Origin of the sequence: Brucella rhizosphaerae, assembly GCF_002252475.1 — a bacterium.
GTDB classification, from domain to species: Bacteria; Pseudomonadota; Alphaproteobacteria; order Rhizobiales; family Rhizobiaceae; genus Brucella; species Brucella rhizosphaerae.
This window is the reverse complement of record NZ_NNRK01000034.1, coordinates 766507-791053: the sequence shown is the minus strand read 5'-3', so window position 1 is coordinate 791053 and position 24547 is coordinate 766507. Positions and strand designations below refer to the sequence as shown.

The following is a 24547-nucleotide window of genomic DNA, read 5'->3' as shown; positions in this document are numbered from 1 at the left end:
TTCTGAGAGCATTTCCAGCACTGGAGATGCCACTTAGACCAGCGGTTTGACGGCAACCCACAAGCTTCCGAACACAAGACCTAAAAAGATAATCAGTCCGACAATGTTGTTCGATTTGAACAATCTCAAACACTGATCCGGGTTATCAATATCAAGCACGATGATCTGGCGATAAAGATGTGCACCTGCGGCAAGCAAGCCTGCCAGTGCAGGCATTGGCACCTGAGCCACAGCAAAGGCTGCCGCGAAAAACCCGATCGCACCACCATAAAGCACCATAAGCGCTGTCTTGGTGTGCTTTCCGAAGAGGCGTGCGGTTGAACCCACACCGACCAGCGCATCATCTTCCTTGTCCTGATGCGCATAGATCGTGTCATAACCGATCACCCACAGGATCGCGCCGATATAAAGCAGCACCGGTGGGAGCGCGAGCGAACCTTCGACTGCCGCCCAGCCCATCAATGCGCCCCACGAGAAGGCAAGACCAAGCACCAGTTGCGGCCAGTTGGTAAAACGCTTCATGAAAGGATAAGCCGCGACGATCAGCAGAGAGCCAATTCCAAGGCCGACCGAGAACCAGTTGAACTGCAACACAACGACCAGACCAACCAGCGCCTGCAGGACCAGAAACAGCTTGGCCTGTTTACGCGTCACTTGCCCTGATGGCAGTGGTCGCGACCGGGTACGGTCGACTTTGTCGTCGATATCCTGATCGGCCAGGTCGTTATAGGTGCATCCAGCGCCACGCATGGCGACAGCCCCAATAAAAAACAGAACCAGATGCCACGGCGACGGCATAACCGCCCATGCACCATCGCCCGGCTGTGCACCCGCACCTGCAACAAGTGCCGCCGACCACCAGCACGGCCAGAGCAGAAGCTGCCAGCCGATTGGCCGGTCCCAACGCGCAAGCTGTGCATAAGGCCAGAGCCACGGCGGCAAAATACGATAGACCCAATGGCCGGATGGCGCGTCCTTTACCCGTCCGCGGTTTTCCCGCGACTGGACATCCGACTTTGCTTCTAAGTGCTGCATGATTGCCTGCTTTCCTGAAACTGCGACAGCCTTACCCGCTTTTTATCGAAAAATTGCGGCACTGCCCTTGCTCGCACGCGCGATGGGCAATAGAGACCCGAAGTAACTAGCTGGTTATTTACTTATCTCACGCGCAGGGAGCAAGGCATGAAAGTTCTGTTGATCGGTTCTGGGGGCCGCGAGCACGCACTGGCATGGAAACTTGCTGCCTCTGCAAAGCTCGAAAAGCTCTATTGCGCTCCTGGCAACCCCGGTATTGCCGAATATGCAGAACTCGTCGCGCTTGATGTGACAGACCATGCAGCGGTCATCGCTTTTGCCAAGGAAAAAGCCATTGATCTGGTTGTCGTGGGGCCGGAAGCACCGCTCGTAGCGGGGCTTGCCGATGATCTTAACGAAGCCGGCATTCGCGTCTTCGGACCATCGAAGCTTGCAGCCCAGCTTGAAGGCTCCAAGGGCTTCACCAAAGACCTCTGCGCTCGCTTTGATATTCCGACCGGTGCTTATGGCCGCTTCAACAATGCGCCAAAAGCCAAAGCCTATATTCGTGAAATGGGTGCACCCATCGTTGTCAAAGCCGATGGCCTTGCCGCAGGCAAAGGCGTGGTCGTTGCCATGACCCTTGATGAGGCCCTCGACGCCGTTGATGCATGCTTTGAAGGCGCTTTCGGATCGGCTGGTGCGGAAGTCGTCGTGGAAGAGTTTCTTGACGGTGAAGAAGCAAGCTTCTTCTGTATTTGCGACGGAAAGACTGCGCTGCAGCTTGGCTCGGCACAGGATCATAAGCGCGTCGGCGATGGCGATACAGGCGTAAACACCGGCGGCATGGGAGCCTATGCCCCTGCCCCAGTGATGACGCCAGAAATCGTTGACCGTACGATGCGCGAGCTGATCGAGCCGACCATGCGCGGCATGGCAGAAATCGGCGCACCTTTCTCAGGCGTTCTCTTCCTGGGACTGATGATCGGCAAGGACGGACCCAAGCTCATTGAATACAACACCCGCTTCGGTGACCCGGAATGTCAGGTGCTGATGATGCGCCTTGAAACGGACCTGCTCGATCTCATCAATGCAGCCGTTGACGGCAAGCTTGATGAAGTTTCGCTTGAATGGAAGGACCAGCCTGCGCTGACGATCGTCATGGCTGCAGAAGGCTATCCAACCAACGTTAAAAAAGGCAGCGCCATTCGCGGCCTCGATAAGCTCGAAGGCATAGAGGGCCTGAAGGTTTTCCACGCTGGCACGGCAGAAAAAGACGGCCAGCTTATTGCGAGTGGAGGTCGTGTACTGAACGTGACCGCTATTGCCGAAACCGTCGCAGAGGCACAAACCAATGCCTATGACGCAGTCAGAAATATTGACTGGCCGGAAGGTTTCTATCGCTCGGATATCGGCTGGAGAGCTGTTGAGCGAGAACGTTCAGGCAAGTAATTTAAGCGATATGGACACGGTTGCGGCCCGCTTTTTTGGCCTGATATAGAGCGGCATCTGCACGACGCATCGTCTCATAGAAGCCTTCGTCTTCAACTTGCTCGGCCACACCAAAGCTTGCCGTTGGGCCCCAATCCGGCGCCTTTCCTTCAACACGAAGCGCAGACAATGCCTGGCGCAAGCTTTGCGCCAGCGCTTCGGCGGCAGCCATATCGCTATCGGGAATGAAGACGACAAATTCTTCTCCACCCATGCGCGCAGCCACGGCTGATCGTGGCAATTGTGTTTTGAGCAATTTGCCGAAGGCTGCGATCACTCGGTCACCGCCATCATGTCCGTAGGTGTCATTGACGCGTTTGAAGAAATCCAAATCACTCATGATCACCGAGTAGCGAATACGCGCACCCTTACGCACCAACACGCGGGAAACATGACGATCAAAGCCGCGCCTATTATAGATTTGAGAAAGCTCATCGACTTCTGATTGCTCGCTGGCCTCCCCCACCATGTGTGAAACCGTGCTCAGAAGCAGCAATAGTCCACGCGCGACCTGCACGAAAACGCCTATAGAAAGCGAGAAAAGCACATGTAGCGTGTTGGCTTCATCCTCAGGCCGCATATCAGATCCCGGCCAGGTGATGAGAAAAGCTTTCGACAGATAATGAAGGCAACTGAATACCGCGAGAGCCATCATCAGTTTATCAACTAGGCGCGGCATTCCAGAGCGGTAGATCACCCGAATCATCAGAAGCTGAGCAAGGCAGAGCGGCAACTGATAGAGAATACGATGCAGGAACGATGTGCGCGGCAGATCGTATATCAGGACATTACAAACAACGGCGGCAAGGAAGAACCCGCCTATGAGCTTCCAATCGATTGTCTGCCGGTAGATGCTTTGTAAGCCAATAATGATCGCGAGAAAGGTTGCTATCAGCAGAGAAAATGAAACAGGTACGAGCACTCGCGGGTTATCGGCAAGCGGAATCCAGTACCCAAAGATTGCAACAAGCGCAGCAGAGGTAGACGCGAGCGTAAACCAGCGTGGGGCAGAATAATTCCGCTCCTGAATGGCAACGAAAGCGAATGTCAGGATAAAAACGCACGAAACCGTCAGATTAACAGTCAGAAAATACGGAACGAGCGTCATATAGCGGCCTCTTTGAACATGTTTATATTCTAAATGAAGACCAAGAAAATTTCGTAAACGCTGGCATTCCCATATGCCATTATTCCGGTTCTGACTGGCAAATCGTCCTGCCTCAGGCCCGAAAAATTATATAGTTGCAACGTTCTTGCGTAATATTCAAATCGCGCTGTTTTATATTGATAATAGTATTTTTATGATTTTTGGAAAAGTGACTTGTAAAAGCCGCGAATGCCTCATATATATCGGTCATCGATTTTGTTTTCGAATGTTGCGGCGCGATTTCGCCACCCGGTATTTCTTTCAAACTCGTGGAATTCGGCGATGGATTTCGATCCATTATATTTTAACCGTGCGATTTGAAAGGAATTCAACATGGCAAACGGAACAGTAAAATTCTTTAATTCAACTAAGGGCTTCGGCTTCATTCAGCCAGATGACGGCGGCGTAGACGTGTTCGTTCACATCTCTGCTGTTGAGCGTTCGGGCATGCACTCGTTGAACGAAGGCCAGAAGGTCAGCTTCGACGTGGTTGCAGACCGTCGTTCGGGCAAGAATGCAGCTGAAAACCTGCAGGCTCTCTAATAATTTTTTGGGCGAGGTTCTAAACCACTTCGCCCAGATAATTGAGCCAAGAGATTTGTCTCCGACCTTTGACCACGGATGTACTGGCATTGATCGTTGAGACAATATGAAGGTCGGGTTTCACCCGGCCTTTTTTATTTTTATCGACGCTTTTGTAAACGCCCGGATGTCTCTCAGGGACACGTCCAAAAAAGTGCGAAGCATTCGGACAAGATGCGCGTCAAAGCCAACAGCCTGATCCGAACGCGCTCCGAAACCAAATCTCAACGAACCCTAAAACATTAAATGTGCCGCATAGCATTACCTTCAATCCAATATGGTGTAAGGAATTATGCAGGGGAATGGCGCAATCGAATATAGCGAAGCTGGAATACGGCAACTATTGGAGAACCGTCCATGTCAGAGATCGACAAAGAAAACCTGACCAAAGATACGCTCTTCAAGTCCAATCCTTCGAGAATGGAAGCGAAGAACGCGACGACCGACAAAGCTGCCAAAGCCATTCTACAAGGCGAACGCGATGCCGTAGATGCAAAGACAGCGCGGCTGCGTGCAGCGCGTCTCAACCGCGACCAAACTGAATAACATCACAGCCACTCCTGAAACTAATGATAACTTCGTCGTGTGAATATTGACGTTTACGTAATAAGCCGATAGCTCTTACTCATGACCAGCCATCAGGCTGAACGGATTGCCAGAATTTTATCGGCAATTCAGAGCCTTTTGAGGAAAAGGTTTTTAGGAGGAAAGATGTATCGCGCGCCGGTTTCTGAAATTTCCCATACGCTGATGAAGGTCGCAGGCCTCGAAAAAGCAATTGAGGATAATCGCTTTCCTGAATTTTCCGCCGATCTGGCGGAAGCTATTCTGGAAGAGGCAGGCAAGTTTGCCGCCGAGCGCGTCGAGCCGCTTCGTATTCCCGGCGACAAACATGGCGCCACGCTGAATGACGGCGTTGTTACAACCGCTCCGGGCTGGAAAGAACTTTACCGCGACTGGATTGAGGGCGGCTGGAACTCGCTAACCGGAACACCGGAATATGGCGGTCAGGGTCTGCCGACCATGATGTCGGTGGCCGTCAGCGAAATGTGGAACTCCGGCACTCTCGCGTTCGCAATTGCACCGACCCTCACCATGGGCGCGGTTGAGGCGCTGGAAAAGCACGCATCCAAGCAACTCAAAGATATCTATCTCGAGAAGCTCATCACCGGCGAGTGGATGGGCACGATGAACCTGACCGAGCCACAAGCTGGTTCTGATGTTGGCGCTTTGCGCACCAGAGCGGAGCGTCGCGACGATGGCACCTACCGTATTTTCGGTCAGAAGATTTTTATCACCTATGGCGAACATGACCTAACAGACAATATCGTGCATCTGGTGCTCGCGCGCCTGCCAGACGCACCCGCTGGGACCAAGGGTATTTCGCTATTCCTCGTGCCTAAGTTTCTCGTCAATGATGACGGATCGCTCGGTCGCCGCAACGATCTGTTCTGTTCTGGTCTTGAGCACAAGATGGGTATTCACGCCTCCCCTACCTGCACCATGATCTATGGTGATGGCTTTGCGAAGGGGGAAGAAACGGGAGCGATTGGTTATCTGATCGGCGAAGAAAATCGCGGCCTCGCCTGCATGTTCACCATGATGAACAATGCGCGTCTGCTGGTTGGTATCCAGGGCGTTGGCGTAGCGGAAGCTGCCTATCAGCAAGCCCTTCACTATGCCAGGGAACGCAAGCAAGGGCGCGCCGTTGGCGCCGATCCCAAGCAAGGCATGAGCCCGATTATCCAGCACCCGGATGTGCAGCGTATGCTGCTCACAATGAAAGCACTGACGCAGGTTGCTCGCTCCATCACCTATTCTTGTGCACATGCAATCGACATGAGCCATGCAGTTGAAGGTGCTGACGCGCAATTCTGGTCGGATCGCGCCGGCCTTCTCACGCCTTTGGCCAAGAGCTTCGCAACCGATGTGGGTGTAGATGTGGCGTCGCTCGGCGTGCAGATCCATGGCGGTATGGGTTTCATCGAAGAAACAGGTGCCGCACAATTGCTGCGCGATGCTCGCATCACGCCGATTTATGAAGGAACCAACGGCATCCAGGCCATTGACCTTGTATTGCGCAAGCTGCCGCTCGGGAATGGTGAACATATCAGGAGTTTCTTTGCCGAATTGCAGGACGAGGCTGACAAGGCAAAAGCCTCGAACCGTCCTGAGCTTGGCGAAACAGGCGCGCGACTGTCCACTGCCATTGACGAAGCCCGCGAGGCAACAGACTGGCTGCAAATAGCAGCAAGCGAAGGCCGCACCGAGGAAGCGCTTGCAGGTGCCACACCTTACCAGCGTTTGTTGTCGCTGACCGCTGGCGGCGCTTATCTGGCACGTGCGGCACTCACCAGTGATGATGCGAGCCGAGCAGCTCTGTGCCGCTTCTTCGCTGAAAACATGCTGGCTGAAGTTGCTTCGCTCAAAGACACTGTCATTACTGGCGCATCCAGCTTGGCGGCTGCAAAATCCGCGCTGGAGGCTTGATGATGAGCGAGCATGTTCTGATCGAACGTAAAGGTGCGGTGCAAATCATCCGGCTTAACCGCGCCGACAAGAAGAATGCCATCACCCGTGCCATGTATGCCGAAATGGCTAAGGCGCTCGTGGATGGTGACGCTGACGATGCGGTGCGCGTGCACGTCTTTCTGGGCGTGCCGGGTGCTTTTTCTTCCGGCAATGATATGCAGGATTTCATGGCTGCTGCTTCCGGCGGCAGCCTCGGCAATGATATTCTGGATTTTCTCGCCGCCCTATCGTGCGCGAAGAAACCCATTGTATCCGGTGTCGATGGGTTGGCGATCGGTATAGGCACAACAATCCATCTGCATTGCGATCTGACATTCGCAACCAGCCATGCATTGTTCCGTACCCCCTTCGTCGATCTTGGGCTGGTGCCGGAAGCGGCCTCAAGCCTGCTTGCGCCACCACTTATGGGACACCAGAAGGCTTTTGCACTTCTGGCACTTGGGCACGGCTTCGACGCACAAGCCGCACTTGAAGCAGGTCTTGTCTACAAAATCGTTGAAAGCAATGATCTGGAAACGGAAGTGCTGAAAGCTGCTGAGGAGATTGCCGCCAAACCTCCGCAGGCCATGCAGATTGCGCGCGCCCTGATGCGAATGCCTGCGGAACCTGTTGCTGATCGCATTGCGCGTGAAGCCCAGCACTTTGCCGAGCGACTGACCTCAAATGAGGCGCGCGAAGCGGTCATGGCATTTCTAAGCCGTAAGAAATAATCAAAGCAAAAAATTACCCGGATGGGGTTACCATCCGGGTGGCTTGCTGGAGGTCAGCCAAGTTGGTTGCTCCGGTCCGGGGACCTTAGATGTCTGGAAAGGTCCTTCATCTTTCCAAACGACCACCGGGTGAAGCGTTATTATTTAGATAGTGTAGAAATCCGACGAGAACGTGTTCACACGAGAATGTGATGAAATCTTAGTCGCGGGCGATAATTTCACGACCTTCAATCACCATGCGTACACCCAACGAGCCGGTCTTGCGACGAGCAAGGAAGCGTGGGCGGCGGCGGCGCGGTTCCTGCCCCTGACGACGGGCCTGCGGTTCAGAAGTGCGTACAGGGCCAGTGCTTTCATAAAGCGGGCGAGCAACGCCATCTTCTTCCACGAGCATCATTGGCAGGCTGAACGTAGCAGCCCATGCACGCCAGTCGGCAGCAACATCGGTCAAGTCGTGAGCAACGAGCAGCGGCACAGACAATTGTGTATCTTCGTGCATCAGTTCGAGTGTTACAGTAATTTCACCGAATTCGTCTTCCACAGCACGGGCAGCTACGCCAATAAACGCATTGATTGGAAGCGCGATCGACATTGGCAGGCCGCTCGAAGGCAGGATCTGCCGGATGACTGCACCACGCTCACTGATCGTGAAGGTTACATCGGCGTCGCAATCCTCTGCCGCGTAGGTCACAACCTGTGGAAGGTGAAACGGATCGAGCCGCAGTTCCTGTCCCGCCCATTCAGGCTTCTTCAATCCGTTGCTCATCATATTCAACGCCTCTGTCTCTCTGTCTGTTCTTTGAGAGCTGGTTATTCCGGCTTCTCTTTTTGAGCGATGTTTCGCTCTTGTTGATTTAGAGAATAGACTGCGTTTATTACCGATGCGCTTAACGTGTTAGGTTAACTTTTCCCTGCTTTTTCATTTGGTTACCGGTTTACCACCAGGTGTAAGAAGTCAGTAATTCTTGCTAATTTTTGTTTACATAAATGAAAAGGCGGACAGTTTCCTGTCCGCCTCGATTTCGTCATATTTGCTGAAATTACAGCACTTTACCCGGGTTCATGATGCCAAGCGGATCGAATGATTTCTTAATACGACGCATCAGATCAAGTGCTATGTCCTGCTTGAAGAAAGCGAGTTCCTCGCGCTTCAACTGGCCAATGCCATGCTCGGCAGAGATCGATCCCGTATAAGATGCAACAATTGTGTGAATGCGGTGATTGAGGTCGTGCCAGCGATCAAGGAAAGCCTGCTTGTCTGCACCAACTGGCTGCGACACGTTATAATGCAGATTACCATCGCCAATATGGCCAAAGCACACGATGCGCGAACCGGGAATCATTTCAAGCGTTGCGGCATTGGCTTCGTGGATGAAAGCCGGGATCGAAGAGACTGGCACCGAAATATCGTGCTTGATCGAACCGCCTTCCGGCTTCTGCGCCCACGACATTTCCTCACGCATTTTCCAGAACATCTGTGCCTGTGCCACGCTTTCAGCAATAGCCGCATCCTGAATGATGTCGTTCTCAAAAGCTTCCGTCAGGATGGTTTCGAGTGTCGTCCGTGCATCGTCTTCTGAACGGGTCGAGGAAATATCAACCAGCACATACCAGTCATGCGGGCTTTCCAGTGGATCGCGCACGCCGTCCACGTGAGCCACGGTAAACTCCACCCCCACGCGCGGCATCAGTTCAAAGCCGGTGAGCGACGGACCTGCATGTTCAGTCGCAAGCTGGAACAGGCGCAGCACGTCCTCCGGGCTGCGCAAACCCGCATAGGCCACGCCTTTGCCCTTTGGCTGCGGGAAAATCTTCAATACGGCTGCGGTGATAACACCAAGCGTGCCTTCAGAACCGACAAACAGATCCTTCAGGTCGTAGCCGGTATTGTCTTTCTTGACATAGCGCAGATCATTGAGAATCTCGCCACCTGGCAGCACCACTTCGAGGCCAAGGCAGAGCTCACGCATATTGCCATAGGCCAGAACGGCAGTGCCACCGGCATTGGAACCAAGATTGCCACCAATCTGGCACGAGCCTTCCGCACCAAGCGACAGCGGGAACAGGCGACCGACTTTCTGTGCTTCGTCCTGCAGGTTTTTCAGAATAACACCGGCTTCCAACGTCACGAGATTACCGATCGGATCAACCGAGCGCACCTTGTTCATACGGCCAAGCGACAGAACAACAGTGGTGTTGCTTTCATCAGGCGTCTGACCACCGACAAGCCCAGTATTGCCACCCTGCGGCACGACAGGCGTTTTTGTCTCGCTGGCGAGTTTCAGGATTGCGGAAACTTCTTCCGTCGAACCCGGACGCAGAACCAGTGGCGAACGGCCCTGATAGAGATCGCGTTGTTCGATCATGAATGGCGCAATATCTTCCGGCGCGGTCAGCGCATTCTTTTCGCCAACGATGGCTGCAAAACGTTCGATCAGGGCGGTGTCGAGCATGTGCTTCTCTTAAGTCTTGGGGGAATTAGCGCGGAGCAGCCGCGCGTTTAAGACGATCATTGATGGCCTCACCGAGCCCATCAAAAGGAATAGGTTCAACGGCGATGATGCGGGCGGCGCTCGCATCAAGCCTGCGCATGAAATCAAACAGATTGCTGGCCGCTTCACGCAAATCACCCGACGGGCTGAGGTTCAAGACGGCAACGGCATTATCAGCATTGGCTATGCGCAATGGTCCAAAAGCCAGCAGTGCCTCGCCCTGCTCAACATTTTCAGCATTCAGTCGCACGGCAGCATCAGGCGCGTAATGGGATTCCATCATTCCCGGCGCCTGAATTGCGGCCTTATGCTCGGCGCGTTCAAGCTTCACACCGATCAGCGCTTCAATTTCCTCGGCAGCCAGACCGCCGGGCCGCAGCAGACGCACGCGCTCGCCTTCAACCTTGATGATGGTCGACTCAACACCCACGCCACAAGGGCCGGCATCGAGGATCATGTCGACCTTGTCACCGAGATCATCGGCCACGGCCTTCGCTGAGGTCGGGCTGATACGACCTGATGTATTAGCGCTTGGTGCTGCAACGGGGCTATCGAGCAGGTTGATAACATCGTGCACCCGGCCTGTCGGCATACGAATGGCAAGCGTATCAAGCCCCGCCGTCACCAGCGGATGGATCGGACGTCGCGTATCCTGCTTGGTCTTAAGTGGCAAAACAATCGTCAGCGGCCCCGGCCAGAAGCTTTCAGCGAGCTTGCGCGAAATGGGATCGAAGGTCACATAGCGCTCTGCCATAGCAATGCTGTCAACATGGGCGATGAGCGGATTGAACTGTGGGCGTCCCTTGGCGGCAAAAATACCAGCCACGCCTTCACCGTGTGCGGCATCCGCGGCAAGGCCATAGACCGTTTCCGTCGGGATCGCGACCAGACCGCCACGCGCAAGCACTTCGACTGCGCGCGAAACAGCTTCGTCATCAAATGTCACGATCTCGGCCAAAGGCTTCAGCCCTTATTCATTGTTACTGCGCGGTTTCGCGCATGTCGTAGCTACACAAAGCGTCGCTTTTGAGCAAGAGACTCCAACAGGCACTTCATGCAAGATCGGAATGAGTTATAAAAAAGGGCGCTTGAAAGCGCCCTTTTGTTCTTTACCCGGCGATTTTCGAGAAATCGGCCACTTTACTGGTGGCGGTGCGGATTTGTTCAAGCAGTGCGAGGCGATTGGCACGGACGTTTTCGTCCTCATCATTGACCAATACGCTCTCAAAGAACGTATCAACCGGGCCACGCAGCTTGGCCAGCGCCAGCATCGCACCCGAAAAATCTTCGCGAGCGATAGCTTCTTCGGCTTCGGTTGCAGCGAGGTTCACAGCCGCATGAAGCGCCTTTTCCTCATTAAGCTTCAAGAGAGCCGCATCGACGCTGCTAGCTACCTTGGTGCCCTTCTTTTCTTCCGCAGCCAGAATATTGGCAGCGCGCTTGGTGCCGGCCAGGAGGTTTTTGCCGTCTTCTTCGTTGACGAAGACGATCAGCGCTTCAAGGCGACGTGCAACCAGCAGAAGATTGTCGGCATCCGGTGTCAGAACCGCATCAATCGCGTCGTAACGCGCGCCTTCTTCTTTCAAGTGAACCTTGAACCGGTCATGCAGGAAGGACAGAAGGTCGGCCAGCAACGGCTCTGCATTGCTTTCGATTTCCGCACGTGTCGCCGTTTCAAGATTACGCAATGCGTTGTCGATGTCCTGCTCGCCATCCACATCACCAGACTTTTCGGTAGCAAGCTTGGTTTCAAACTCACGCAGCTTGCGCTGAACCTGTCCTTCTTGCAGCGCGGCATAGGCCGAACGCAAAAGTGGCAAGAGCGGGAACTTCCAGTCCTGCGATAGAACCAGACGGATCACGCCCAGTGCTGCACGGCGCAGAGCAAACGGGTCCTTCGAGCCGGTTGGCTTTTCGTCAATCGCCCAGAAGCCAACCAGCGTGTCGAGCTTATCGGCCAAGGCGACAGCAACGGCAACCGGGTTCTTCGGCACAAAATCAGACGGACCTTGCGGCTTGTAATGCTCTTCAAGGGCGGCAGCCACAGCTTCGTCTTCGCCCTGAAGAAGCGCGTATTTGCGGCCCATTGCGCCCTGAAGTTCAGGAAACTCGCCGACAACTTCAGTCGTCAGATCGGCCTTGGCGAGAACCGCTGCACGTGCTGCGAGCTTAGGATCGGCACCCACGAGTGGTGCAATCTGGCTTGCCAGTTCGCGGATGCGTTCAACGCGCGCGCCCTGCGTGCCAAGCTTGGCATGGAAGGTGACAGTGAGGCTATCCAAACGCGCCATGCGCTGATCAAGCGGTTTTTTCAGATCAAGGCCGAATTTCTCGCCCGCTGCCTTCAACTTGTCGAGGTCAGGCAGATCGTGCTGATCGGTGTGCCAGAAATAGAGCGCATCGGAGAGACGCGCACGCACGACTTTGCCATTGCCGTAAGCGATTTCCTTGCCGTCATCTCGGGCTGCGATGTTCGATACAAGAATGAACTTGTTCGACAATGCTTCCGCTCCACCCTGCTTGCGAGTGACAAAGCACTTCTGGTTCACGCGAATAGTCAGCTGAATGACTTCAGGCGGGATCGCGAGGAATTCTTCCTCAAACTCGCCCATCAGCACAACAGGCCACTCAACCAGACCGGAAACTTCTTCGAGAAGACCGTTGTCTTCGACCAGCTCAAGACCAGATGCGAAAGCGAGATTATGCGCATCCTGTGAAATGATTTCCTTGCGACGCTCGGCATCAAGCACCACGAAAGCCTTCTCAAGCTTGTCGACGTAGTCCTCAAACCGGCGCACCTTGATCGCCTGACCATCGCTCAGGAAGCGATGACCATAGGTGACATTGCCCGACTTGATGCCATCGACGTCAAACTCGACAACCTTTGTTTCTTCAGTTTCAGGGCCGAAGGTACACAGGATCGATTGCAGCGGACGCACCCAGCGCAAAGCGCCTGGCTTCGACGAAGCAGCACCCCAACGCATGGACTTCGGCCATGGGAAGTTACGGACGGTCTGAGGCACGAGTTCGGCAATGATTTCTTCCGCAGCACGGCCCGCTTTGGTCAGATGGGCAACATAGAAATCACCCTTCTTCGGATCGGTATGCACATGCGCCTGAGAAACATCGCTCAAACCAGCCTTGCGCAAAAAGCCAGCAATAGCCTGTTCAGGAGCCGTGACGGATGGGCCTTTCACGTCTTCATGTACGTCTTTCGAGCGCACGGTCAAACCGCGAATATCGAGCGTCAGACGACGCGGTGTCCAATAGGCTGTCGTCGCCTCATAGGTCAGACCGGCTTCCACCAGACCATCGGTGATCATCTTCTTGAGATCACCAGCGGCCTTGCGCTGCATACGGGCCGGGATTTCCTCGGAAAAAAGTTCGAGCAGTAAATCAGGCATTAGCGTACGCCTCCGGCTTCCGCATTTTTATCATTGTCCGTCCTCGCTTCGCTGCGGGCGGACGGCAGAGCCTCGTTCTTAAGGTTGAAGCCGCCGGCATCGGTGAGCAAAAATGCTTCGCCGCACTGACGCGCGAGATTGCGCACGCGCAGGATATAGCTCTGACGCTCAGTAACCGAAATCACGCCGCGCGCATCCATCAGGTTGAAGACGTGGGACGCCTTGATGCACTGGTCATAGGCCGGGAACACGCTTTTATGCAGCGAATTTGCACCGGTGCTACCTGCCTTCAAAATAGCTTCACATTCGCGCTCAGCATCGATGAAGTGCTGATGCAGAATTTCTGTATCGGCCATTTCGAAATTGTAGCGGGAATATTCCTGTTCGGCCTGAAGGAAAACGTCGCCATAGGTGACTTTCTCGTCGCCGTCCAGACCATTGAAGTTCAGGTCGTAGACATTGTCTACGCCCTGTACATACATGGCGAGGCGTTCAAGACCATAGGTCAATTCACCAGCAACCGGCGAACATTCGATGCCGCATACCTGCTGGAAATAGGTGAACTGCGACACTTCCATGCCGTCACACCAGCATTCCCAGCCAAGACCCCATGCGCCGAGCGTCGGGCTTTCCCAGTCATCTTCCACGAAGCGCACGTCATGCAGCGTTGGATCAAGCCCAATGGCGCGCAGCGAACCAAGATAGAGATCCTGAAGGTTCGGCGGCGATGGCTTGATGATCACCTGATACTGGTAATAATGCTGCAGGCGGTTTGGATTTTCACCATAACGGCCATCCTTTGGGCGACGCGATGGCTGAACATAGGCAGCCTTCCAGGGCTTCGGCCCAAGCGAGCGCAGTGTCGTTGCCGGGTGGAACGTACCCGCCCCCACTTCCATGTCGTATGGCTGCAAAATAGCGCAACCGTATTCCGCCCAATAATTATGGAGCGTCAGGATCAAGCCCTGAAAGGAACGGGTGGGATGCATATGTGCGGGCAACGTACTGGACAAACTGGACACCGGGTTGGGCCTCGTTATTGAAATGATGGCCCGGTCTAATTTGTCCGTCACGCAGGGTCAAGCTTGCGCGCCATTGCGCGTGGTAAAATCAACGCGCAATGGATGGTTTGAAGCCTATCTGCGTTAGTTTGCAGCAGGTTTTTCCGGTTCCGGCTGTGCTGGTTCGGTTTTTGGCGCTTGTTCAACCGGCTTTGGATCAGCTGGCTTAGCGTCATCTGGCTTTGTTGCATCAGCTTGCGAAGGATTGGCAGGATCAGCGAGGCCCGACTTCAGCTTCTCTTCGATCTTGGCAAGTTCTTCAGGCTCCGGTTTGCCCGCAATGGCGTGGTTCCACTGGAATGTCGCCTCAAGCTGGCGGCCAGAACGCCAGTAAGCGTCACCAAGATGGTCGTTGATGGTTGGATCTTCCGGACGCAGCTTCACGGCCTTTTCAAGTTCAACCACGGCTTCCGAATAACGTCCCAGCTTGTAGTAAGCCCAGCCGAGCGAATCGACGATATAGCCATCCTGTGGGCGCAACTCGACAGCTTTCTTGATCATAAGCAGAGCTTCGTCGAGGTTTTCACCACGATCAACCCATGAATAACCAAGATAGTTGAGTACTTGCGGCTGATCAGGATACAGCTCCAGTGCCTTCTTGAAATTCGGCTCTGCCTGATCCCATTCCTTCAGGCGTTCATGTGCGATACCGCGCTGATAGAAAACCGGCCAGTCTTTGCGTTCAGGCGATTTGATCTGCCCGGCGGCTGCATCATAGATTTTTGCTGCATCGGCAAAGTTCTTGTCCTGCGCATAAACACCACCCAGCGCCAGATAGGTGCGCAGATCGGTCTTGTCGCGGTTGAGCAAGGTTTTCAACTGCTCGATTGCTTCACCCGTTTTCTCGTTTTCTGCGAGATTAAGCGCGCGCTGCATTTCTGCATCGCGCCTGTAAGGCGACTTTTCAGGAACACGGGCGTAATACTCAACAGCCCTTTCCGGCTGGCGCAGCTTGGCCGAAATATCGCCAAGTTGATAAAGGGTAGCATCATTATCAGGACGCAATGGCAGCGACATTTGCAAGTAAAGCTTGGCAAAGGCTTCCGCCCCGCCGCGATTGATCGCCGTACCCAAGGTGTACAGCACTTCGCCCACACCCTGCTGCGGCGTGTCGATCAGGCGAGGATATTTCTGACCCGCCTCAATTTTTTCGCGCATCTCGGTAATGGTCATGCGCCCATTCAAAAGCTCTTCAGCATCTTTCAGAACTTTGATCGCACCGTCTTTATCACCCTCACGCAACTTGAAGGAGGCGTAAGCCATCACAATGCGTTCATAGGTATCAGGTGCAGCACTACCACCCGGACGATCATCGACCGCCTGCTGATAATAATTGCGTGCATCCTGCTTCTGTCCCGAGATGTCAGCAATAAGTGCAGCATTATAAATGCGGAACAGGCCGTACCATTCGGGGCCATTGATCTTCAGGACATCTGCAAGCGCGCGTTTCGGATTACCTTGTCCAACCTTAACCCATGCGCTCATGAGACTGGTCGCAAGCTGATCCATATCGGACTGGACCGACAGCATCAGAAGAGGACCCGTCTTGCGGTATTGCTTCTGGGATATTGCATCAATTGCCAAAGCCACGCGCGAAAATCGTTCGATTTCCGGCTGATCTTTCAGCTCTTCTGCAAGCGGCAGCGCATCCTTGAAGCGGCCTTCGGTCAAAAGAGCAAGAAGCAGGTTCTGCTTGATAATATCGTTGCCAGGATCAAACGCCATAGCCTGACGATAGAAGTCTACCGCAGCGCCAATATTATTGTCGGCCTCTGCCGTGCGGGCGGCAAGATAGGCACCTGCAAACGAACCAGCACGCACTTGTGACACAGGATCGGGATTGGTTTTAGCCATTGCCGCATTTGCTGGCAGCGCTACCCCCGCTAGAGCCAAGAGAAGCAATCCGTAAAGCGGACGACGTTTCAATCCCTGCCGCATAAAGCCCAGTCCTCTTTCCAATTCCGTATAAGATCCCCTATTCAGAGGCACCTCAAGCATGGCCTTTTTGGGGTCCATGCGCAAGAAAAGCATCCGTGATGGATGCTTTTCTCTTTATTTATTTTCAACATGTTGTCCTCCCGAAACCGATTTCCACTTTCGGGCGACATGCACAAAAAGCACCCATGTCGGATACTTTATCTTTTGTATAATCCCGATCTTAGTTCACGCGGCTGATGCAGAAATCGATCACTTCGATCAGCGCATCTTTCTCAGGTGTCGCTTTGAGCGGTGCCAAGGCATCACGGGCAATTTCACCAAAATGCCGAGCGCGTTGCACTGTATCAGCAATCGCGCCGTGCTTCGTCATCAGGCCAATGGCCTTTTCCAGTGAAGCGTCGTCGCTGGCACCTTCTTCAATCGCGTGTTTCCAGAAAGCGCGCTCGTCATCGCTACCCCGACGATAGCTGAGGATAACCGGCAAGGTGATCTTGCCTTCACGGAAATCGTCGCCCGTGTTTTTGCCAAGATCGGCGGCTGAACCGCCGTAATCCAAAGCATCGTCAACGAGCTGAAACGCCAAACCGAGATTAAGACCGTAATCGCGCAGAGCCGCACGATCAGAACGCTGTGCTTCCGCAATGATCGGACCAACTTCAGCGGCCGCTGAGAAAAGAGCGGCAGTCTTGGCTTTGATCACAGCCAGGTATTCGTCTTCAGTGGTTTCCATATTCTTGGCTGCAGCAAGCTGCATCACTTCGCCTTCGGCAATAACCGAGGCCGAAGTTGCGAGAACATCGAGTGCATCGAGTGAGCCGACATCGACCATCATCTTGAAAGCCTGGCCGAGAAGGAAATCTCCAACCAGAACACTGGCCTGATTGCCCCAGATCATGCGTGCTGTGCTCTTGCCGCGACGCAGATCACTTTCGTCGACCACATCATCATGCAGAAGTGTTGCCGTATGCATGAATTCGACCGAGGTCGCCAGACGGACATGTCCGTCGCCTTCATAGCCAAACATGCGGGCTGCCGCGAGTGTCATCATAGGGCGCAGGCGCTTGCCACCAGATGAAATGAGATGATTGGCCACTTCCGGGATCATCTCAACGTCGGAACCTGCACGGGACAGGATCATTTCGTTCACGCGGCCCATGTCAGCCTTCGTGAGATCGACCAGAGGCTGAACCGATCCTTCCTGTTTCTTTTTCCCGTCGAGATTCAAAACCACACCCAATGTCGTTACTCCTAGCTGCTGACCACACTATGTGTGCGGATCAGAATGCTCAAGACGCTTAACAGCCCCTGCAACGCCCAAGCTTTTTTATTCAGAGCCTGTTCACCATTGAAGGAAGCAGTTGTCAATGCGGTCTATTGATTACACATTGTCCAAATGATCGAACTTATGCGCACAAATGATTCCGTACTGCTGTCCGTCGCCGAAGCGCTTATGAAGGAGGCAGGCATCATATATTTCATCGCCGACACGAATATGAGCATTCTCGAAGGTTCGCTTGGCATTATACCGAGGCGGTTTCTGGTCGAAGAAGACAGGCTGGACGAAGCCCGGAGTTATCTTATCGATGCTGGCTTGGAACACGAATTAAAAGACCATGGCAAATAACATTTCCGAGCATCAGCCTGACACAGCAGATGAAACGCTCGATGTGTTCCATCGTGGTGCATTTCATCTCGTACAGCCTGCAATGAAGGGGCATCGCTCTGGTGTGGATGCGATGATTCTCGCAAGCAGTGTCCCGCAAAGTTTTTCAGGTCAACTCGCGGATCTTGGTAGTGGTGCAGGTGCGGCGGGATTGGCTGTGGCCGCTCGTTGCCAAAAAGCGCGAGTCACACTTATCGAACGTTCCGGCTTCATGCTGAACTTTGCCCATAAAAGCGTCAGCCATCCGCTCAATGCGGCGCTGCGGGATCGTGTTGATATTCTGGAAGCCGATGTTTCTCTTACGGGCAAAGCACGTGCTGCTGCCGGCCTCATCGATAATAGTTTTGACTTTGTTGTCATGAACCCGCCTTTCAACGAGGCAAGCGACCGCTCCACACCTGATCCTGTTAAGGCTGAAGCCCATGTCATGCCCGAGGGCATGTTTGACCAATGGCTGCGCACAGCATCAGCAATCCTTCGTCCCGGCGGTAGCGTTTCTATAATTGCCCGGCCGGGTTCCCTCGCCCCAATACTGGAAGCCCTTACGGGGCGCTTTGGTGCGGTGAAAATCATACCAATACTGCCGCGCCCCGACAGTGCAGCCATCCGCATCGTGATTATGGGAGTTCGCGGCAGCCGCGCAGCACTTTCTCTCATGCCTGCCCTCATTCTGCATGGTGATGCGGGCAATGATTTCACGGAGCGCGCAACCGCCATCAATAACGGGCAGACTTCGCTGTTCTAAAAGAAACACACAGAGGCGAGGCCTTATGGAAATCAGACCAGTCAGAATCGATGATGCTGTTGGCATGAGCAAGGTGTTGAAAGAAATCATCGACGCGACCGGACGTCAGCGGGAATATGACCGCGATCATGTCATCGAACGCTACATTGCCGATCCCAACCGTATAGAATGTCATGTGGCGGTGGTTGATGGCGAGATATTGGGGTTCCAGTCGCTAAAGCATGCCACCGACGGAAATCCCTATGGCGTTGCCGTCGGATGGGGCATTATAGGAACCCATGTCAGCCCACGTGCTGCCCGCAAAGGCGTGGGCTCGGCCTTGTTTGCTGCAACACGCGAAGCTGCACGTGCGGCAGAAATCACAGATATCGATGCGAGTATTGGCGACGACAACGATATGGGCCTCGCCTATTACGAAGCGATAGGATTCCGCACCTACCGAACCTCGCCGGGACGTATCTGCAAACACTATACACTGGGAAATTGATGACATGCTGCTGATCGTTGGAACCGTGCGAATACTGGCCGAAAAATTAGATGAGGCACGTCCTGTGATGCAGCGCATGATCGAAGCAAGTCGCGGGGAAAGCGGCTGCGTCGAGTATTCTTATGCTCAGGATATTCTTGATCCCAGCCTAATCCATGTAAAAGAACTTTGGCAGGATCGGGTTTCACTGGACAAACATTTCACTTCTGGCCACATAGCAGACTGGCGTTCCCAGTGGTCCAGGCTGGGCATAACGGATCGCAATCTCATGCTCTACGAAGTAGATGCTCCGGCAATAACCTGAAAAGAAAACCCGGAAACAACTTAAAAAGAAAACAATGACGTCCAATCCGAAGCCTGTCCGCCCCGTGTCCATCATGCGCCGCTTTCTTGATAGTGAATCGGCCGGTGGCATAGTCCTTATGCTCTCCGCAGCCCTTGCACTCATCGTTGCCAATTCGCCTTTCTCGAAGGCTTATTTTGACGCTTTGCATTTCTACATTGGACCACTCAGCATTGCGCATTGGATCAATGATGCACTGATGGCCATCTTTTTCTTTCTGGTCGGGCTTGAGATCAAGCGAGAGTTTCTCGACGGCCAGCTTGCAAGCTGGCCCAATCGCATGCTGCCGGGGATCGCTGCGGCTGGTGGCGTTGTACTGCCTGCTTTGATCTTCGTTGCATTCAACTATGGCGACCCGGAAAAGGCGCGCGGATGGGCTGTACCGTCTGCAACCGACATTGCGTTTGCGCTCGGCGTATTATCGCTGCTGGGATCGCGTGTGCCTTCGAGCCTCAAGGTATTTCTGGCAACGCTTGCGATCCTCGACGATCTGGCGGCCGTTGTCATTATCGCGATTTTCTACACTGCTGAAATTTCCATGCCTTATCTCGGTGCAGCATTTGCAACCGCTGCGGTCTTGTTCGCCATGAACCGTCTGGGTGTAGCCAAATTGCTGCCTTACCTCATTGGCGCGGCAGTGCTGTGGTTTTTTGTGTTTAATTCCGGCGTTCACGCGACGGTCGCAGGTGTTGTGGCGGCTCTGATGATCCCGCTTAAGCCCGGCAAGGCAAAGCCGGACGATATGAGCTCCCCACTGCACACACTTGAACACGCGCTGGTAAAGCCCGTCGCCTTTGTCATTGTGCCCGTGTTCGGTTTTGCGAATGCTGGTATCTCATTCAGCGGAATGTCGCCTTCCATCATATTCGATACACTACCCCTCGGCATCATGCTTGGGCTGTTTATCGGTAAGCAGATCGGCGTATTCGGCGCGGCATGGCTGGCGATCAAATCCGGGCTGGCACAAAAGCCAATGGGCGCGAGCTGGGCTCAGCTTTATGGCGTTGCCGTATTGTGCGGTATCGGCTTCACAATGAGTATCTTCATCGGCCTTCTATCTTTCCCGTCAGAGCTATTGCAGGCGGAAACGAAAATCGGGGTGCTTACAGGTTCCGCGCTGTCAGCAATATGTGGCTACGTAATGCTCAGAATGGTTGCAAAGCCGAAAAAGTGAGACCTGATTAATGCCCGGAACACTTTTCCGGGCATTTTTCTTTGTATTTCCGCGATTGATTTCTACATTTGACTGAAGCAATTTTTTCAACTGGAGTTTGATTTGTCCGGAATATTGAGCCGTTTCATTCCGCGTCGTTTTCGCAAAAAGGAAATTGAGATCCCCGTTGTGCGCCTGCATGGCGCCATCATGACCGGTGGCTCACCTTTCCGGCCTGCCCTCTCGCTTGCCACAGCCGCAGGCGTTCTGGAAAAGGCTTTTACCGACAAGGAAACACCAGCGGTTGCTATTTCCGTCAACTCGCCCGGAGGTTCACCGGTGCAGTCGCGTCTGATTTATCGCCGCATCCGCGACCTGGCGGACGAACATCAGAAACGCGTTTTCATTTTCGTCGAGGATGCTGCCGCATCAGGTGGTTACATGATCGCTCTCGCAGGCGATGAGATCATTGCCGACCCCTCTTCGATCGTTGGTTCTATCGGTGTCGTTTCCGCATCTTTCGGTTTCCCGGAACTGCTCAAAAAGATCGGCGTTGAGCGCCGCGTTTATACCGCCGGGCAGAATAAAGCCGTGCTCGATCCATTCCAGCCGGAGAAAAAGACAGATATTGATCGCCTGAAAAAGCTGCAGCTTGAAATCCATGAGACCTTTATCGACATGGTCAAGGAGCGTCGCGGAAGCAAGCTTGCAGATGACCCCGATCTTTTCACCGGCATGTTCTGGACCGGCATAAAGGCCAGGGAGATTGGTCTTATCGACGGGATTGGCGATATGCGCAGCTTTTTGCGCAAGACCTATGGCGACAAGGTGAAACTCAAACTCATTGAGCCAAAGCGCGGCTTGCTTGGACGCAAGGCACCTGGCGTCGAAATGAGCCTCGGTCTGGGCCTTGATCCAGCCAGCATTGCTGCCAATCTTGGCGAGAGTTTATTGTCGGTTGCCGAAGAAAAAGCACTCTGGGCGCGATATGGGCTTTGAATTCCATCGTTTCACCATGATATGATGCATTAACGGGTGGATCAGTGTTATGCTGTTCACCAAGACTTTTCCCTGCGTGATCCCGAAATGGCATTTTCGGGATCTTGTGCAAGCCTGAGGACTAGAGGCCATGCCCCAGCTTATCTTTCTGCTGTTGATCCTTGCTGCCGCCTGGTACGGCTATCGTTCGTTCAAACGCGAAGCGGTACGTGTTACCCAGCGTGTGCGTCGGGCAGAAAAAGAAGCGCAGAACCGCGCTCATGGCACGCTCGTTCAGGATCCGAAAACTGGCGAATATTACGTCAAAAAGGACTAAAGCGGTTCGCCCTTTTGGGAGACATGCATGTGTTGTGTATTAAGCATGTCTTTTTCCCTGATCGTTTTCTAAATGCATCATTCTGCTGAGGCTGCCACTCTGGTTCGTCGTCCTGTTCATCGTGTGGCACCAGCCAAGATTAATCTCGCGTTGCATGTAACAGGGCGCAGGGATGACGGCTATCACCTGCTCGACATGCTGGTCGTATTTGCCGATTACGGCGACCGCATCAGCGTTGAAGAAGCTTCTCACGACAGTTTCAGTATCGACGGGCGCTTTGCTGATGGCATACCGCTTGATAGTGGCAATCTTGTCATCAAGGCACGCGACGCTTTAAAGCAATATGCGGGTCGCGATCTCACACCAGTTGCCATTCATCTCGATAAAAACCTGCCCGTTGCTTCGGGCATAGGGGGCGGTTCGAGCGACGCCGCAGCCACGCTGCTCGCGCTCAACGATATCTGGCAACTCGGCCTCAAGCTAAGCACACTGGCAGAACTCGGACTGAAGCTCGGCGCCGATCTACCCATGTGCTTGCATGGTGCAGCTATTGGCACTCCGCTTATCGCGCGAGGCATTGGTGAGCACCTGACTACCCTCACTCAAATGCCAGCCTTTCCCTTGCTGCTTGTCAATGATGGGACGACCGTTCCAACACCCGATGTCTTCCGGGCATTGACAAAGCGCGACAACCCGAGCCTCCCTACCCCAGTTGAAGGCGGCATCGAAGCAACCTGCAGCTATCTTGGTTTAACCCGCAATGATCTGCTGCCTGCGGCCCTGATGCTTGCGCCACAAATTGACAATAAGCTTGATCTCTTGCGCTTGCATGGTGCGCTTTTCGCGCAGATGTCAGGCTCAGGTGCTACCTGCTTTGCTATTTTCAAAGACCAGAAAAGCGCTGATGATGCGGCCTCCAGAATACAGGCGCAAAATCCTGAATGGTTTGTGATTTCCAGCCACACGACAGCATCAGTATTCTGACACCTGATAGCCATTTTTCGGCCCCATACTGTTCACATATACTTGAATAAATAACACGACATTGGGTGAATTAGCCATTTTCATGGCCTATTGTCTACCATTATGAATACAATGCGTGAACCATTTGCGGTCTAGGCGCAGCCCCTTCAAAGGCATATCTCTGGATCATCGAAACGACGAACACAACGTCGCTTCCCAAATTCAAGGAGATAGAAAATGAAAAAGTTTGTTCTTGCTGCCGTAGCTGTTGCCCTTAGTGCCGGTGCTGCTTTCGCCGAAAACCCACGTGTTGGCGAACCAGCTGATCTTTATGCAAATGACCGCACGCCAGTCGCAACACAGCAGGTTGATCGCACTGCCACCGCTTCCATCGGCCAGACGACCTCTTATCAGGATGGTTCGGCTAATCGCTTCGGTGATGCGTCACCTTCGAGCTTTCAAAACTAAGCTCAATTCTTAAACAATCCTGCCTGACGGAATAATCCGAACGGCATCCCAGTTATCTCCCCGGTGGATGGCATTGGTGTCACCCCGGTGTCCCCGGAAGCGCTGATGCCATCCAAAGGGGCGATCAGAAGGAATAGAAAAATGAAGAAGTTTGCTCTTGCTGCCGTAGCCGTTGCCCTTAGCGCCAGTGCTGCTTTCGCTGAAAACCCACATGTTGGCGAACCAGCTGATCTTTATGCAAATGACCGTACGCCAGTTGCAACCCAGCAGGTTGATAACACTGCAACCGCTTCCATCGGTCAGACGACCACTTATCAGGACGGCTCTGCTCATCGCTTTGGTGATGCATCACCTTCGAGCTTCCAGAACTAACATCGGCGCAAGCTGGTAGAATACAAAAAGGCGAAGCCTCTTCAGGCTCCGCCTTTTGTTGTTTGTGGGGGTATAATAATTTGTGGCAACCGTACAGGCTTCAATCGGTGCGGTAAGTCTTCCATCTCGCGCACACTCGATGGGAAAGGTTTGAGGACATCAAGCCTGACGAGCAAACCAGAGCCCAAAGATGGCTTGCTGGAAAAGAGTTTGCCGATAAATCCCCACCGCTCCTCTTGCGGTAAAGTAAACCGGGCTGGAACCCGACTTTCATCCATATGACGACGTACGGCGTCTTCCCAACCATCTGCCAGTATTGCACCGGGCAGCAACATCAACAGCCAGTCCGTTCGCAATCCAGCAAGCGCCTCGGTCAGCTGATCCTCGCTACAAAGAGCGCAGCCTGCCCCTTCCGCCACCAGCTTTGTCTCATCGTCCGAATCTTGATCCACAACAACGACGCGACGCAAAAGCCCATCGATCACTGCGGGCACCAATGCCGACAACGTGTTCGCTAAAAGCTTTTCAGAATTTCGAGTGACAACCAGAATGGAAAACATGATCCGTTCTATATCAAGACCCTGTGATCGAAAAGCTGTCTCGTTATATGTTCTTGATTTGTTCCTTTCTTTAAGATAGGAATAGATTCATCAACAAGAGAGTCGGT

At 53.6% G+C, this 24547-nt stretch carries 24 protein-coding genes and 1 pseudogene; 15 read left to right on the top strand and 10 right to left on the bottom strand.

Annotation, left to right across the window (positions count from 1 at the left end):
• Positions 1-33 precede the first annotated feature (33 nt).
• Positions 34-1035: a 4-hydroxybenzoate octaprenyltransferase gene (gene ubiA, locus CEV32_RS20810; RefSeq protein WP_094578977.1), complete on the bottom strand. Its 1002-nt coding sequence runs from the start codon at positions 1033-1035 to the stop codon at positions 34-36.
• A gap of 147 nt (positions 1036-1182) precedes the next feature.
• On the opposite strand from ubiA, the gene purD reads away from it, so the two are divergent.
• Entirely contained in the window at positions 1183-2466 is a 1284-nt protein-coding gene (gene purD, locus CEV32_RS20805) for a phosphoribosylamine--glycine ligase (protein WP_094578976.1), read from the top strand.
• Position 2467: 1 nt separating this feature from the next.
• Here purD and CEV32_RS20800 read toward each other — a convergent pair whose 3' ends face one another.
• Complete coding sequence (locus tag CEV32_RS20800; protein ID WP_094578975.1) at positions 2468-3613, bottom strand: GGDEF domain-containing protein; 1146 nt, start codon at positions 3611-3613, stop codon at positions 2468-2470.
• A gap of 372 nt (positions 3614-3985) precedes the next feature.
• On the opposite strand from CEV32_RS20800, the gene CEV32_RS20795 reads away from it, so the two are divergent.
• From CEV32_RS20795 to CEV32_RS20780, 4 genes are all read left to right on the top strand, one after another.
• Positions 3986-4195 (top strand): cold-shock protein, encoded by a 210-nt coding sequence (locus tag CEV32_RS20795; RefSeq protein ID WP_024896137.1) that lies wholly within the window; start codon positions 3986-3988, stop codon positions 4193-4195.
• 396 nt (positions 4196-4591) lie between these two features.
• Positions 4592-4780: a hypothetical protein gene (locus CEV32_RS20790; protein ID WP_094578974.1), complete on the top strand. Its 189-nt coding sequence runs from the start codon at positions 4592-4594 to the stop codon at positions 4778-4780.
• A 165-nt stretch (positions 4781-4945) separates the two neighbouring features.
• Entirely contained in the window at positions 4946-6724 is a 1779-nt protein-coding gene (locus CEV32_RS20785; protein ID WP_094578973.1) for an acyl-CoA dehydrogenase, read from the top strand.
• 2 nt (positions 6725-6726) lie between these two features.
• Positions 6727-7476: a crotonase/enoyl-CoA hydratase family protein gene (locus CEV32_RS20780; RefSeq protein ID WP_094579204.1), complete on the top strand. Its 750-nt coding sequence runs from the start codon at positions 6727-6729 to the stop codon at positions 7474-7476.
• Between the two features lie 199 nt (positions 7477-7675).
• On the opposite strand, the gene CEV32_RS20775 is transcribed toward CEV32_RS20780, so the two are convergent.
• From CEV32_RS20775 to CEV32_RS20745, 7 genes and pseudogenes are all read right to left on the bottom strand, one after another.
• Entirely contained in the window at positions 7676-8245 is a 570-nt protein-coding gene (locus CEV32_RS20775; protein WP_094578972.1) for a DUF6101 family protein, read from the bottom strand.
• A gap of 271 nt (positions 8246-8516) precedes the next feature.
• Complete coding sequence (locus CEV32_RS20770; protein ID WP_094578971.1) at positions 8517-9929, bottom strand: FAD-binding oxidoreductase; 1413 nt, start codon at positions 9927-9929, stop codon at positions 8517-8519.
• 25 nt (positions 9930-9954) lie between these two features.
• Positions 9955-10926, bottom strand: coding sequence for an L-threonylcarbamoyladenylate synthase (locus tag CEV32_RS20765; protein WP_094578970.1), 972 nt, complete (start codon positions 10924-10926; stop codon positions 9955-9957).
• A gap of 151 nt (positions 10927-11077) precedes the next feature.
• Entirely contained in the window at positions 11078-13372 is a 2295-nt protein-coding gene (glyS, locus tag CEV32_RS20760; protein ID WP_094578969.1) for a glycine--tRNA ligase subunit beta, read from the bottom strand.
• A gap of 71 nt (positions 13373-13443) precedes the next feature.
• A pseudogene (locus CEV32_RS20755) lies at positions 13444-14361 on the bottom strand (glycine--tRNA ligase subunit alpha); the annotation flags it as partial.
• Between the two features lie 156 nt (positions 14362-14517).
• Positions 14518-16371 (bottom strand): tetratricopeptide repeat protein, encoded by a 1854-nt coding sequence (locus CEV32_RS20750; RefSeq protein ID WP_094579203.1) that lies wholly within the window; start codon positions 16369-16371, stop codon positions 14518-14520.
• 220 nt (positions 16372-16591) lie between these two features.
• The gene (locus tag CEV32_RS20745) at positions 16592-17608 is read right to left on the bottom strand and encodes a polyprenyl synthetase family protein (RefSeq protein WP_094578968.1); all 1017 of its coding nucleotides are present in this window, start codon (positions 17606-17608) and stop codon (positions 16592-16594) included.
• A 156-nt stretch (positions 17609-17764) separates the two neighbouring features.
• Here CEV32_RS20745 and CEV32_RS20740 point away from each other — a divergent pair, with 156 nt between their 5' ends.
• The 10 genes from CEV32_RS20740 to CEV32_RS20700 all read left to right on the top strand — a co-directional run bounded on the left by CEV32_RS20740 (position 17765) and on the right by CEV32_RS20700 (position 23880).
• A complete protein-coding gene (locus CEV32_RS20740; RefSeq protein ID WP_094578967.1) occupies positions 17765-17995 on the top strand; it encodes a putative signal transducing protein in 231 nt (76 codons plus the stop codon).
• On the top strand, positions 17985-18779 hold the full coding sequence (locus CEV32_RS20735) for a tRNA1(Val) (adenine(37)-N6)-methyltransferase (RefSeq protein WP_094578966.1): 795 nt from the start codon (positions 17985-17987) through the stop codon (positions 18777-18779). The genes CEV32_RS20740 and CEV32_RS20735 overlap by 11 nt, the downstream gene beginning before the upstream one ends.
• A gap of 25 nt (positions 18780-18804) precedes the next feature.
• Positions 18805-19266 carry a GNAT family N-acetyltransferase gene (locus tag CEV32_RS20730; protein WP_094578965.1) on the top strand — a complete coding sequence of 154 codons (462 nt, stop codon included), beginning with the start codon at positions 18805-18807 and terminating at the stop codon, positions 19264-19266.
• A 4-nt stretch (positions 19267-19270) separates the two neighbouring features.
• Entirely contained in the window at positions 19271-19570 is a 300-nt protein-coding gene (locus CEV32_RS20725) for a putative quinol monooxygenase (protein WP_094578964.1), read from the top strand.
• Positions 19571-19604: 34 nt separating this feature from the next.
• The gene (nhaA, locus tag CEV32_RS23950; protein WP_235818852.1) at positions 19605-20783 is read left to right on the top strand and encodes a Na+/H+ antiporter NhaA; all 1179 of its coding nucleotides are present in this window, start codon (positions 19605-19607) and stop codon (positions 20781-20783) included.
• A 102-nt stretch (positions 20784-20885) separates the two neighbouring features.
• Complete coding sequence (locus CEV32_RS23945; RefSeq protein WP_235818851.1) at positions 20886-21761, top strand: S49 family peptidase; 876 nt, start codon at positions 20886-20888, stop codon at positions 21759-21761.
• A gap of 130 nt (positions 21762-21891) precedes the next feature.
• Positions 21892-22077 carry a hypothetical protein gene (locus tag CEV32_RS20715; RefSeq protein WP_007873680.1) on the top strand — a complete coding sequence of 62 codons (186 nt, stop codon included), beginning with the start codon at positions 21892-21894 and terminating at the stop codon, positions 22075-22077.
• Positions 22078-22149: 72 nt separating this feature from the next.
• A complete protein-coding gene (locus CEV32_RS20710; protein WP_094578963.1) occupies positions 22150-23061 on the top strand; it encodes a 4-(cytidine 5'-diphospho)-2-C-methyl-D-erythritol kinase in 912 nt (303 codons plus the stop codon).
• A gap of 216 nt (positions 23062-23277) precedes the next feature.
• Entirely contained in the window at positions 23278-23508 is a 231-nt protein-coding gene (locus CEV32_RS20705) for a hypothetical protein (protein WP_094575201.1), read from the top strand.
• A 141-nt stretch (positions 23509-23649) separates the two neighbouring features.
• Entirely contained in the window at positions 23650-23880 is a 231-nt protein-coding gene (locus tag CEV32_RS20700; protein ID WP_094578962.1) for a hypothetical protein, read from the top strand.
• 41 nt (positions 23881-23921) lie between these two features.
• Here CEV32_RS20700 and CEV32_RS20695 read toward each other — a convergent pair whose 3' ends face one another.
• Positions 23922-24440, bottom strand: a complete 519-nt coding sequence (locus CEV32_RS20695) for a glycosyl transferase (protein WP_094578961.1) — start codon at positions 24438-24440, stop codon at positions 23922-23924.
• Positions 24441-24547 lie beyond the last annotated feature (107 nt).